The sequence below is a fragment of the Escherichia fergusonii ATCC 35469 genome (assembly GCF_000026225.1).
GTDB lineage: Bacteria > Pseudomonadota > Gammaproteobacteria > Enterobacterales > Enterobacteriaceae > Escherichia > Escherichia fergusonii.
This window is the reverse complement of the sequence record NC_011740.1, coordinates 1001532-1014849: the sequence shown is the minus strand read 5'-3', so window position 1 is coordinate 1014849 and position 13318 is coordinate 1001532. Positions and strand designations below refer to the sequence as shown.

Sequence of the window (13318 nt, the reverse complement as noted above, 5' to 3'; positions counted from 1 at the left end):
TTCTTCAGAGGGATTATGGAAACACGTCGTGACGAGCGTATTAGTCAATTATTACAGGCGTTAAAACGCAGCGATAAACTTCATCTTAAAGAGGCCGCTACCTTGTTGGGTGTGTCGGAGATGACCATTCGCCGCGATCTGAATAATAACAATGCCCCTGTAGTCTTACTGGGCGGTTATATTGTTCTGGAGCCACGCAGTGCCAGCCACTATCTGTTAAGCGATCAAAAATCACGGCTGGTCGAAGAAAAACGTCGCGCGGCTCAACAGGCTGCTGAACTTGTACAACCACATCAGACGCTGTTTTTCGACTGCGGCACCACGACGCCCTGGATTATAGAAGCCATCAATAAGGATATTCCCTTTACGGCAGTGTGTTATTCGCTGAATACCTTCATGGCACTACAAGAGAAACCACATTGCCGGGCAATACTCTGTGGTGGCGAATTTCATGCCAGTAACGCAATTTTCAAGCCACTTAGCTTTCAGGAAACGCTTAATAACATCTGCCCAGATATTGCCTTCTACTCCGCAGCAGGCGTGCATGTCAGTAAAGGGGCAACCTGTTTTAATCTCGAAGAGCTGCCGGTAAAACACTGGGCGATGTCGATGGCGCAACAACATGTACTGGTGGTGGATCACAGTAAATTCGGTAAAGTACGCCCGGCACGAATGGGCGATTTAAAACAGTTTGATGTGCTGGCGAGTGACTGTCGCCCGGATGATGAAATTATTGAGTACGCGAAAGCGCATAATATCAGGTTACTGTATTAACCCCGTTGCGCCGGATAGTCTCATGTACCCTCCGGCGCGTCCACCGATTACGAGAACCAACCGCCAAACCACTGGTGGAATTTCATCATCACGAAATCCCACATCCGGCTAAAGATTCCCCCTTCTTCAACCGCTTCCATCACGATAAGTGGGCGTTGTTCGATAGATTTTCCATTCAACTGGAAGTCGATGGTGCCAACAACCTGACCTTTTTTCAGTGGAGCAGTCAACTGCGGCTCGTTAAGTGTAAAGCTGGCTTTCAGGTTTTTCAGTTGCCCACGAGGAATGGTTACAGAACCGGCTTCACCCGCCCCCAGCTTGACTTCACTCTTATCGCCGAACCAGACTCGCTGGCTGACAAAGGTTGCGTCAGGTTTTATCGGAGTGACGGTTTCAAAGAAGCGGAATCCCCAGGTGAGCAGTTTTTCAGACTCATTAAAACGAATGCGATCAGTTTTCGCGCCCAGAACAACTGAGATCAGACGCATATCGCCCTGCGTCGCGGAAGCCACCAGGTTATACCCGGCCCCGGCAGTCGTCCCGGTTTTCAACCCATCAACATGGAGATTGCTGCTCCATAACAAGCGGTTGCGGTTAGGCTGACGAATCTTATTGAAAGTAAATTCTTTTTCTTTATGGATGGCATACTCTTCTGGCACGTCATGAATAAGTGCTTTGCTCAGTAGCGCCATATCACGTGCGGTACTGAACTGCCCCGGTGCATCAAGGCCGTGAACAGTCTGGAAGGTAGTATTGGTCAATCCTAACTTTTTGGCATAACCATTCATTAACCCAATAAATGACTCCTGACTTCCCGCGACATAATCGGCCAGTGCAATACAGGCATCATTACCAGACTGAATAATCACCCCTTTATTAAGATCGGCAACAGACACCTGATCGCCAGGCTTAAGGAACATCACCGACGAACCGCGCAGCGCCGGATTTCCTGTCGCCCAGGCATCTCTGCCCACGGTGACCATATCTGTCAGTTTAATTTTGTCGGCTTTCAGCGCCTGACCAACTACATAGCTGGTCATAATTTTTGTCAGGCTGGCCGGATCAAGTTTTTCATCAGCGTTGCCTTCTGCCAGTACCTTCCCGCTGGCGTAATCCATTAAGACCCATGCGCGCGCATCCACGCTGGGCGCATCAATGGCTTGTTCAGCAGCCTGAACCGTTGGGGCAAAAAGAAATAAAAGAGCAGAACCCGCTACGAGACCGCGAAGGAAAGAGGAGTATTGCGTCATAAATGCCACCCGAGTATCCATTCAAAAAATATACGTTTCATCACCGAACAATAAGAACGGTGATTAATAACGCACTCAAGAGCCTAAAAAAACCGGAAGTTGGTAAAGTTTTTAAAGTTTATGCAATATCTTCGCGCTCCGCTGCGATAAGCGACACTTTTTTATCCTTTGTTGCGTAATTGTTGTTTTTAACCGACCATGTGGAGCGAATCAGTCGGTGGCTGACATACTAAAAAGGGGGTGACGATGATTACGCTGTGGGGTCGCAATAACTCGACTAACGTAAAAAAAGTGTTGTTTACGCTCGAAGAACTGGAATTACCTTATCAGCAAATCCTGGCAGGCCGTGAGTACGGTGTTAACCATGACGCGGATTATCTGGCGTTGAATCCCAATGGCCTTGTGCCACTACTGCGCGATGACGAATGCGAACTTGTGCTTTGGGAGTCCAACACCATCGTGCGCTATCTGGCTGCACAATATGGAGTGAATCGCTTATGGATCGATAATCCCGCACGTCGCGCTGAAGGCGAAAAATGGATGGACTGGGCAAACCAGACGCTTGCTCCGGCACATCGTGGAATATTAATGGGCTTAGTCAGAACACCGCCAGAACAGCGGGATCAGGCAGCCATTACAGCCAGTGCTAAAGAATGTGATGAATTATTCGCCATTCTGGATGACGAACTGGCAAAGCAGAAATGGTTCTCTGGCAACGAGTTTGGTGTAGGTGATATTGCCCTCTCGCCGTTTATCTACAATTTATTCAACGTTGGCCTGACATGGACTCCGCGCCCTAACCTTGAGCGCTGGTATCAACAACTCACAGAGCGCCCGGCGTTTCGTAAAGTCGTCATGATTCCGGTCAGTTAAAGCATCAGGGACGTGGGCTGACTTTCAGCAACTCGCCATCGGACTCGTCGGTCAGGACATACAAATAGCCGTCGGGTCCTGTACGTACATCGCGAATACGCTGACCTCTGTCGCCTAAAATGCGCCCATCTTCGCTGACATTATCGCCCTTCACGCTCATCACGATCACATCCTTGTCTTTTAACGCACCGATAAACAACTTTTGTTGCCACTGGGCAAAGGTATCACTGTTATAGAACGCCATGCCGCTGACAGCGGGTGATTTTTTCCAGTAAAAAATAGGTTGTTCCGTACCCGCCACAATTTCCCCTTTTGCTTCGGGGATCTTCAGGCCGCTATAGTTGATTCCCCATGTTGCCAGAGGCCAGCCGTAATTTTTACCCTTTTGTGGAATATTAATTTCATCGCCACCACGCGGGCCATGCTCGTTCAGCCACAGGGCATCGCTCCAAGGATTCATCGCCATTCCCTGAGGATTACGGATACCATAAGACCAGATCTCAGGCCGCACAGCGGCTTGATTAACGAAGGGATTATCAGGAGGGATCTGGCCCTGGTCGGTAAGTCGCACCACTTTCCCTTGCAACTTATCGAGATCCTGAGCTGTTGGCCGTTGGTTATTCTCCCCAAGCCCAATAAACAAATAGCCTTTACCATCAAACACCAATCGTCCACCAAAATGATTACCTGTCGAAAGCTTTGGTGTCTGACGAAATACCGTTTTGAAGTCAGAAAGATGGCTGAGATCTTCACTCAGGCGACCATAACCGACTGCCGTACCGGCTTTGCCGTTAGCATCTCCTTCGGCAAAACTTAACCACACCCGGCGAGAAGTCGTGAAATCAGGTGCCAGCGCCACATCAAGGAGTCCACCCTGACCATTAGCCCAAACTTGCGGCACGCCAGGAAGCGGATCAGATAACCCTTTACCTGCCTGCCAGTGGCGAAGTTGTCCGCCTTTTAGCGTAATCAGAATTCCCTGATTATCGGGTAAAAATGCCAGCGCCCAGGGATGATCGAGTTTGGTTTGCAATACTTCCACTTTTACCGCAGCGGGCGTAGCAAAAACCAGGGGAGAAATTAGTAAAGAGATAACGGAAAGAAGCACACGACGCATAACGCCTCCTTAATGACTCTCGTTCAAGCGTAGTCATCAGTCAGAAGCATGAGCTGATTTTTACATAAACTTAACCAAAAGGGGGAGTTGCCTCCCCCGGCTTACGCGTGCGCCAGCGGCGAGTGCATCTGCAGGCACTGAATGCTCAGCGATAAGGTCATCAGAGCGCGATCAAGTTTCTCTGCATTGACGGCAATAAATGTTGGGCAGTCATGATGCCCGGTCATCAGGCAAACTGCAGCTGTGGCTAATGCATCTTCAGCATGGTGAAGGGCATCCCACTCTTCTTTATCCAGATGTAAATTTAACCGCAGTGACTTGTCATGTATTTCATGATTCAGTTCAAAAAAATTATCACGTAGATGCTCACTCTCGCTGACAGACATATACCCCTTGGCCTTGCGTAGCTGTAAATAGGCTGCAAGGTCGAGTCTGGCATTGATCAGCTTATTCAGCAGATCGCTTCTCAGTCGGTCAACGAACATTCTTCGTTCCTCCTCTTTTGCCCTTGTGTAACTTTATAGTATGGTCGTTTTTTGTACAGATTTATGCCCTGGATCAATTATCCCCCCTCTAATAACAATATTTACACAATGGTGAAAAGATACCGTTACGTTGCTGGGCCACGGGGGCAGATAGCGATACAATTTTTGTGCGGAACTCTGTAGAATCCCTGCCCTGACCATTCCTATAACTGAATATTTTTTAAGCTATGAGCAAAGTAACCCATCAGCCGAAAATCGGCTTCGTTTCATTAGGCTGCCCTAAAAACCTCGTTGACTCGGAACGTATCCTCACTGAGCTGCGTACCGAAGGGTATGACGTTGTGCCGAGCTATGACGACGCCGATATGGTTATCGTTAACACCTGTGGCTTTATAGACAGCGCGGTACAGGAGTCTCTGGAAGCCATTGGCGAAGCATTGAATGAAAACGGTAAAGTGATCGTTACCGGCTGCCTTGGGGCTAAAGAAGATCAGATCCGTGAAGTCCATCCGAAAGTGCTGGAGATCACTGGTCCTCATAGCTACGAGCAAGTTCTGGAGCATGTTCATCACTACGTGCCAAAACCGAAACACAATCCATTCCTCAGCCTGGTGCCAGAGCAAGGTGTCAAACTAACACCACGTCATTATGCTTATCTGAAGATTTCCGAAGGCTGTAACCATCGCTGTACGTTCTGCATTATTCCGTCTATGCGTGGCGATCTGGTAAGCCGCCCCATCGGTGATGTTTTAAGTGAAGCCAAACGTCTGGTGGATGCGGGCGTTAAAGAGATCCTGGTGATTTCACAGGACACTTCAGCCTATGGTGTAGACGTAAAACACCGTACCGGTTTTTATAACGGCGAGCCGGTTAAAACCAGCATGGTGAGTCTGTGTGAGCAGTTATCTAAACTGGGGATCTGGACGCGTTTACATTACGTCTATCCTTATCCACATGTTGATGACGTGATCCCGCTGATGGCGGAAGGTAAAATTCTGCCTTACCTCGATATTCCGTTACAGCACGCCAGTCCGCGCATTCTTAAGCTGATGAAGCGACCAGGATCCGTTGATCGTCAGCTGGCACGTATTAAACAGTGGCGCGAAATTTGCCCGGAACTCACACTACGTTCGACCTTTATTGTTGGCTTCCCTGGCGAAACAGAAGAAGATTTCCAGATGCTACTCGACTTCCTGAAAGAAGCGCGTCTGGATCGTGTTGGTTGCTTTAAATACAGCCCGGTTGAAGGCGCAGATGCCAACGCACTGCCTGACCAGGTGCCGGAAGAAGTCAAAGAAGAACGCTGGAACCGCTTTATGCAGCTGCAACAGCAGATCTCTGCCGAGCGCCTGCAGGAAAAAGTCGGCAAAGAAATTCTGGTGATTATCGATGAAGTGGATGATGAAGGTGCGATTGGTCGTAGCATGGCAGACGCCCCTGAAATCGACGGAGCGGTCTATCTCAACGGTGAAAGCAACGTTAAACCTGGCGATATTGTTCGCGTGAAAGTTGAACATGCCGACGAGTACGATTTGTGGGGAAGTCGGGTTTAATCTCACTGACCCGGCGAGTTGTTCGCCGGGTTTTCCTTTATTATTGCCAGGTAATCTGCGCCCGGCCGTTCTTTTTGCTCTTATACAGACGTTCATCTGCCAGCATTTTAAGCCGTTGCAGATCATTACATTCGTCAGTATGCGCCACACCAATACTGGTGCTTAAATTAATACTTCCTACCTGAAAATGGACAATCTCCCTTAAGATTGCCAGTAATTCTTCAAGCGTACCGCCGGTATAAATAATGGCAAACTCATCACCACCAAAGCGATAAACTTTACCTTTTTCCGCTGGCATTTGGGCTTTGAGAATTTTAACTACTTTCATTAGCACTTCATCGCCAAATAAGTGTCCGAAGGTATCATTGATATTTTTGAATTTATCAACATCAAACAGACACAAATAGCCTTTTTGGTCTGGTAAGAGTTTTAAATCCTCATCAAATGATTTACGTCCCATCGCTTTGGTTAAATCATCGAGAAACGCCGAGTTGTACATGCTGTATAGTTTTTTGACATCTGCCGGATTAAAAAACAATCCACCATCCATTACCCGGTCAAAATTATTATTAATAATAGCTTCTTTTTCCACAATGCCACGATTAATCACCCGACGAACCAGGTAAATACTACTGGAATAGGATATAAAGGCAACAACAGCAGCAAAAAGTAAAATTAACGCACAAATCTGGATATACACCGAACGTTTATAAGAAAAAACATATAAACCCGATGGGAGATAAGTGAAGCGATCCATGGCTTCCGACACTGTAAATACAGCATCAGCAGCATTATAGTCATCGCCAAGGATCGGTTTGCCATCTTTAAACATGGAGAACATCAGATTTTCACCATCCATTGCCAGTGATTTTGCCAGCAATGAAAAGCGCTCCAACCCCAGAAGAAACAGTAAACTTTGGTTATTTTCTACTGGATAAAGATAATAAACAAAAGTTTTCCCATCAAGTACTGTATATCCGGCATTTCTTACATGCAAATAGTTGATATTCCGTAAAAGTTCATCACAATAATTCGTATCAAGCTCTTTTATAGGCGTACATTGGTTTTTAGAAACCATATACGGCCCCACATCATAAAGATAGGAAGGTGACATGCTGTCACCATATGCCGTACGTAAGCCAGTTAAAAGTTGTTGTTCACTTAAATCCAGCGTGTTAATCAGTTCAATTGCCACACTGCGCCGATACTCAGCAATATTAGCAATGGCGAACGCAGTATCAATAACGGACTGTTTCAGACTATACACCCGCTCTTTTACCATTTGGGTATAGATTCCGCAGGCGACTGCCGATATTAACAAAAAAATCAGCAGACTCACCATAAGTACGATTTTATTGATTCTGGACATAAACCTTTTTTACTCTTTCACTAACTTTCCACTGATATCCCATGCTGAAAATGGCAACGGTTTCTGATACAGATACCCCTGCGCCTGTACACAGCCAATATCCATTAACGCACTGGCAATCTCTGGTGTTTCGACACCTTCTGCAACAACCGGAATATGGTTATCTTGCGCAAGATCTAATATCACCTGGATAATTTTCCCCGCAGTACCAAAAATATCGGATGTAAACTCATAATCAATCTTGATGCTGTCAGGATTAATCTCATAAAAGCGTTTCAGGTTAGATAAACCTGTACCGAAGTCATCGATAGCAATGGTAAAACCTTGTTCTCTGAATACCGCAATATTCTGATAGAAATAGTCATTAATACGTTCAACCACTGTTTCAGTGATCTCAATACAAATCTGTTGCGGTTGCAGACCACTACTGCTGAGACACGCCATAATCCGTTCATAGAACAGAGGTTCATTAAGTTGCCAGGGCGAGACATTAATATGCAGATGGAAATCTTCCCGCAGTTGCGCCTTTGCCCTGAACTCCGCAAATTCGTGCATAGCGGTCTCAATGATCCAGTTCCCTAACTCATTAATAAAACCGATATCTTCTGCAATCGAAATAAATTTCAGTGGCGAAATATTACCCCGTTCCTCAGACACCCAACGGCAGAGTGCTTCTGCCCCAAGGATCCCCTGGCTACGAATATCAACAATAGGCTGGTAAACGAGGAAAAGTTCGCCCTCTTTCATTGCCCGACGAATATTACGTGAGATCCAGATGTTCTCTTCTATTTCATTAAGTTTATCGTTATCGCAAAGAATGAACTCAGAGAACATATGATTGCGAATACTGGATAGGGCCAGTTTGAGTTTCTCAACGTAACCGTAAGCAGCCTCACCTTTGAGAAACTCATAAATCGCCGAATTATGAATACGGATATTCCGGTAACCCAGACCTTTTTCAAACGTCTCAACCAGGGCAATGTTATTCGCAAAAGCACGCACATTTTCCCGGCATAACAGGAAGTAGAGATCACTGGAAAGCGTGACAATATCGCAACTTTGAGCAAATTTTTCGGCAATACGGCGGCAGAGAACTTTGACGACTTTGTTACGCTCTTCTACACCAAAAACAGCCTCCAGAGATTCCAGACCGCAGAATTTAATCATCCCGGCCCCCAGGTACTGACGATTATTCGATTCAATAATCGCCATATTCTTTATAAAGCCACTTTCCTGATCATAAGAGATCAGTGACAGTAGTTTATTCGAGCGCTCAATTTCCGCCCCTTTCATTTCAGCAATCGAATTTTTAATACTGATTATCTCTTTCGCATCGCCATCATGAATTTTTAATGCCTGGTTTTCGTCTGCAGAGTCTGGTAAGAATTCCAGCGCGGTTACCAGTGAGGTCATTTCTGAAAACTGCCCACGCAAGATCCTGACACTTATTGCATACAGCACTACCAATACTGCAATAATAAAGACAAAGGAGATATAGACATATTTATCTGCAGTACTGAATAAACTCCCGATTGGATAATAAAAATAAATATCAAATAGTGGATGATTCGGCACCTGAGCGCGTTGTGAAATATAATAGGTGTCGTTCGAGTCTATAATGTGATAATTACCTTCTCCATTATAAACGATCAGTTTTTCTCGTGCGTTGTTGTTTTTGGCGATAACCACGTTACCCTGTTGCAGGAAAAGAACTTCACCACCACTGCTGATTTTATCAAGATACTCATTTAAGTGTCGCCAGTTCAGATCAACATGTATTCTGTCAATTGCCAGTAGCTCTCGATCTTTACCGTTAATGGCTAATGTCCATGAGATACATTTTTTACCCGGACGTTCGAAGCAATTATAAGCTTCACTCCAGCCACTATTTTCATTGACTAACGTTTCCGACCACGGGCGTTTATTAGGATTAAACTGTTTAAAGACCTCCCTGCCTGCCTGATCAACTAACGGTCCGTTGATTTTATTCTGGTGATAAACATTTATTTTATTATTCACACCACGGGTAAAGAGTAAATATTTACCGTTATCCATGACCAAACCAATGGTATCGAGATAAGGCATTGATTCCATTTTTAATAATGCTGCGCGGATAATCTCATCTTCTCTACGTAGCATATAAAGAGAATCTTTAAGTGTTAGGGCATCTCTTTCAATATCGTTAAAAAAATAGCCAATATTCTTTTCAATTAGCTCAAATCTGTTTTCAGCATTTTTTATGGCTCTGTCAGAAACCAGTTCAAGGTTTAATACATAAAACAGGCCAATAAATAATAGCGCAGCCAGTAGAAAAAGAATTATCAATCTAATCTTAATCTTTTCGTACAAACTATGCATGACAATAATTAACTAAGTATTGGTTACTCATTACACCGCTAAGTATGGCGCGGCGGTTAATCAAATGGCCTGATTCTACAAAATCAGGCAAAATACACAATACTTACGTGATGCAATTATTTCACAGGTTTTATACTTTCATCTTTGGATCCAATGCATCCCGCAGTCCATCACCCAGCAGGTTAAACGCCAGTACTGTCAGGAAAATCGCCACCGTCGGGAAGATAGCAACATGCGGAGCGATCACCATATCGGCCCTTGCCTCATTAAGCATTGCGCCCCATTCTGGCGTAGGTGGTTGCGCCCCCAGGCCAAGGAACGAAAGACTGGCAGCAGAGATAATTGCGGTGCCAATACGCATGGTGAAAAAAACCACAATGGACGACACCGTACCTGGCAAGATGTGATTGAAAATTATGGACATATTGCTGGCGCCGATACTGCGCGCTGACTCTATGAATGTTTGCTGCTTCAATACCAATGTGTTGCCACGCACCAGGCGGGCAAACGCCGGAATCGAGAAAATCGCCACGGCAATAATCACATTCGCGATACCACTACCGAGAATCGCTACCACGGCGATGGCCAGCAAAATCCCCGGAAAAGCGAATAACACATCACAAATTCGCATAATTACGCGATCCCACCAGCCACCGTAATAACCCGCAAACAACCCCAATAAAGTGCCGGGCACCGCGCCTGACAGAACAGCGAAAACCCCGGCAGCCAGCGAGATTTGGGCTCCGACCAGTACCCGACTAAAAATATCACGCCCAAGTGAATCGACACCAAACCAGTGCTGCAACGAGGGACCACTGTTCAGACTTTCATAATCGAAATAGTTTTCTGCATCATATGGAGTTAGCCACGGCGCAAAGATCGCCACGATAATCAGCAGCAGAACAAACACTGCGGCGAGCATCGCCACTCGCTGACGGCGAAAACGACGCCAGAACTCATACCAGGGGGTCCTCACCTGCCCAGGTTCAACCAGTGGCATAGACTTCATGATCGCCTGACGGCGCCAGTTAAATAATTGCATCCTTACTTGTACCTGATTGCGGGATTGATGGCGGCGTACAGAACATCCACCAGCAAGTTGATTAGAATAAACTCCAGCGAAAATAGCAGCACTTCCGCCTGAATTACCGGGTAATCTCGCATTTCCACCGAATCGACCAGCAAACGCCCCAGCCCCGGCCAGTTAAACACTTTTTCGACGACAATCGATCCGCCCAGCAGAAAGCCAAACTGTAGCCCCATCATGGTTACCACCGGGATCATGGCATTACGCAGCCCATGTTTTAGCACAACCCAGGTTTCGCTCACCCCTTTGGCTCGTGCTGTGCGCATATAATCTTCGCTCAGCACATCGACAAAAGAAGCTCGGGTAAAACGCGCCATTACCGATGCCACCGCAGCACCCAGGGTAACAGATGGCAAAATATAGTGTTGCCAGCTTTCAGCGCCCACTGTCGGCAACCAACCAAGCTCAACGGAAAAGATCTGCATCAGCAATATGCCAAGGGCAAAGGCCGGAAAGGAAATACCCGATACCGCCAGCGTCATACTAAGACGATCTGGCCAGCGATTACGCCAGACAGCGGCGACAATTCCTGCCGCCATACCAAACAAGACAGCCCAGATCATACTGGTAAGAGTTAGCCATAATGTCGGCATAAAGCGACTGGCGATCTCTTCAGATACCGGGCGACGAGAAACCATCGACGTGCCAAAATCGCCCTGCACTACACTGGTGATGTAATGCCAGAACTGAACGTGTAATGGCTTATCCAGCCCTAACTGTTGGCGCACCAGTTCAATTACCTGTGCGTCAGCTTCCGGCCCGGCAATCAAACGTGCGGGGTCACCTGGCAGCAGATGGACAAATAAAAACACCAACACCGCCACAATCAGCAGTGTTGGGATCAGCCCCAGCAGGCGCTTGAGTACATAATTAAGCATTCAACTCCTTGATTATTGCTTATTGCAAATCTGCATCATCAAAACTGAAACCGGTATCGGGCATAATCCAAAAGCCTGTCAAATTCTTACTGTGCGCCGACACCAGCTTTTCCACCACCAGCGGGATCCACGGCGACTCTTTCCAGAGAATGTCCTGAGCATCTTTATAAAGTCGCGCTTTTTCTGCCGGTTGAGTTGTTTTTAGTGCAGCCGCTAAATCCTCATCCACCTGTTTATTACTGTAAAAAGCAGTATTAAACAGAGTGGGCGGCCAGTTTTGTGAAGCGAACAGCGGTGACAATGCCCAGTCCGCTTCGCCGGTGGATGCCGTCCAGCCGGTATAAAACATCCTCACACCACTCTCTTTTTGCCCTTTACCTTCCACTTCTGCCGCACGTTGCCCGGCATCCATCGCCGTCACTTGCGCTTTTACACCAATTTGTGCCAGTTGTTGTTGGGTAAATTGCAGCACCTTTTGGGCAGTACTGTGATTATGCGATGACCAGAGCGTAGTACTGAATCCGTTGGGATAACCGGCCTCTTTTAATAATTTCCGTGCTTTTGCCGGGTCATAAGGCCATGGTTGATAACTTTGCGCATAGGCGATTGCGGGAGGCAGCACACCCATTGCCGGAGTGGCGTAACCAGCAAATGCCACTTTCACCAATGCCTGACGGTTAATGGCATAGTTCAGCGCCTCACGCACCTTCGGATTATCGAACGGTTTTTGTGTCACGTTCATGCTGATATAACGCTGCATAATTGACGGACTGGCAACCAGCTGTAAGTTTTTATTTTTTTCCAGCAACGCGGCCTGTTCATAAGGAATGGGAAAGGCAAACTGCGCTTCTCCGGTCTGGAGCATCGCCGCACGGGTATTATTATCAGCGACCGGACGCCAGGTAATGGAGTCAAGCTTCGGCAGACCTTGTTGCCAGTACCCGGCAAATTTTTTCACTTTTACAAAGTCGGTCTGATTCCAGGTCTCGAGCTCATACGGCCCCGTACCTACCGGGTGAAAACCAATGTCCTTACCATATTTTTCCAGTGCCGCAGGCGAGATCATTGCGGTTGCCGGATGGGCAAGGATATTAATAAACGCTGAGAATGGTTGTTTCAGGGTGATAGCAACTGTCCTGTCATCAATCACGTCTGTTTTTGCAATATTTTTGTACAGGTTGTAACGCTTGAGATGATTGCCCGGATTGCTGGCGCGATCGAGATTGGCTTTAACTGCCGTGGCATTAAAATCGCTACCATCCTGAAACTTTATCCCGTCACGCAATTTCAGGGTATAGACCAGACCGTCATCCGAAACGGTATAACTCTCTGCCAGCACATTTTTCAGCTTCATATCTTTATCAAGACCAAATAATCCCTGATAAAACGATTTCGCTACCGCTTGCGATAACGTGTCATTGGCATCGTAAGGATCAAGAGTCGTAAAATTTGATCCTACTGCAACGACCACATCTTTCGCTGCAAACACCGAAGGTGCCACCAGAACGCTGGTCACGCCGAGGGCTAGCCACCAGTTACGGGCTTTCTTGATTGTCATATTGTTTTCCTGAACC

At 46.6% G+C, this 13318-nt stretch carries 11 protein-coding genes; 3 read left to right on the top strand and 8 right to left on the bottom strand.

The annotated features are described in order from the left end of the window. Positions 1-15: 15 nt before the first annotated feature. Positions 16-774 (top strand): DNA-binding transcriptional repressor DeoR, encoded by a 759-nt coding sequence (deoR, locus tag EFER_RS05025; RefSeq protein WP_000450107.1) that lies wholly within the window; start codon positions 16-18, stop codon positions 772-774. Between the two features lie 47 nt (positions 775-821). Here deoR and dacC read toward each other — a convergent pair whose 3' ends face one another. Further along, positions 822-2024 carry a serine-type D-Ala-D-Ala carboxypeptidase gene (dacC, locus tag EFER_RS05020; protein WP_015953301.1) on the bottom strand — a complete coding sequence of 401 codons (1203 nt, stop codon included), beginning with the start codon at positions 2022-2024 and terminating at the stop codon, positions 822-824. Between the two features lie 246 nt (positions 2025-2270). On the opposite strand from dacC, the gene EFER_RS05010 reads away from it, so the two are divergent. Then, entirely contained in the window at positions 2271-2897 is a 627-nt protein-coding gene (locus EFER_RS05010) for a glutathione S-transferase family protein (RefSeq protein ID WP_000631891.1), read from the top strand. Between the two features lie 4 nt (positions 2898-2901). Here EFER_RS05010 and EFER_RS05005 read toward each other — a convergent pair whose 3' ends face one another. Beyond that, positions 2902-4014 (bottom strand): PQQ-dependent sugar dehydrogenase, encoded by a 1113-nt coding sequence (locus EFER_RS05005; RefSeq protein ID WP_001255256.1) that lies wholly within the window; start codon positions 4012-4014, stop codon positions 2902-2904. A gap of 101 nt (positions 4015-4115) precedes the next feature. Continuing rightward, positions 4116-4499 (bottom strand): biofilm formation regulator BssR, encoded by a 384-nt coding sequence (gene bssR, locus EFER_RS05000; RefSeq protein WP_000497132.1) that lies wholly within the window; start codon positions 4497-4499, stop codon positions 4116-4118. A 227-nt stretch (positions 4500-4726) separates the two neighbouring features. Between bssR and rimO the strand changes: the two genes are divergently transcribed. After that, positions 4727-6052, top strand: a complete 1326-nt coding sequence (gene rimO, locus EFER_RS04995; protein WP_000049355.1) for a 30S ribosomal protein S12 methylthiotransferase RimO — start codon at positions 4727-4729, stop codon at positions 6050-6052. A gap of 40 nt (positions 6053-6092) precedes the next feature. On the opposite strand, the gene EFER_RS04990 is transcribed toward rimO, so the two are convergent. From EFER_RS04990 to gsiB, 5 genes are all read right to left on the bottom strand, one after another. Next, the gene (locus EFER_RS04990; RefSeq protein ID WP_000086928.1) at positions 6093-7421 is read right to left on the bottom strand and encodes a GGDEF domain-containing protein; all 1329 of its coding nucleotides are present in this window, start codon (positions 7419-7421) and stop codon (positions 6093-6095) included. 9 nt (positions 7422-7430) lie between these two features. After that, complete coding sequence (locus tag EFER_RS04985) at positions 7431-9779, bottom strand: EAL domain-containing protein (protein ID WP_000555951.1); 2349 nt, start codon at positions 9777-9779, stop codon at positions 7431-7433. Between the two features lie 130 nt (positions 9780-9909). Next, on the bottom strand, positions 9910-10821 hold the full coding sequence (gene gsiD, locus EFER_RS04980) for a glutathione ABC transporter permease GsiD (RefSeq protein WP_001175893.1): 912 nt from the start codon (positions 10819-10821) through the stop codon (positions 9910-9912). A gap of 2 nt (positions 10822-10823) precedes the next feature. After that, positions 10824-11744 (bottom strand): glutathione ABC transporter permease GsiC, encoded by a 921-nt coding sequence (gene gsiC, locus EFER_RS04975; protein WP_000936071.1) that lies wholly within the window; start codon positions 11742-11744, stop codon positions 10824-10826. Between the two features lie 19 nt (positions 11745-11763). Further along, complete coding sequence (gene gsiB, locus EFER_RS04970) at positions 11764-13302, bottom strand: glutathione ABC transporter substrate-binding protein GsiB (protein WP_000152884.1); 1539 nt, start codon at positions 13300-13302, stop codon at positions 11764-11766. Positions 13303-13318 lie beyond the last annotated feature (16 nt).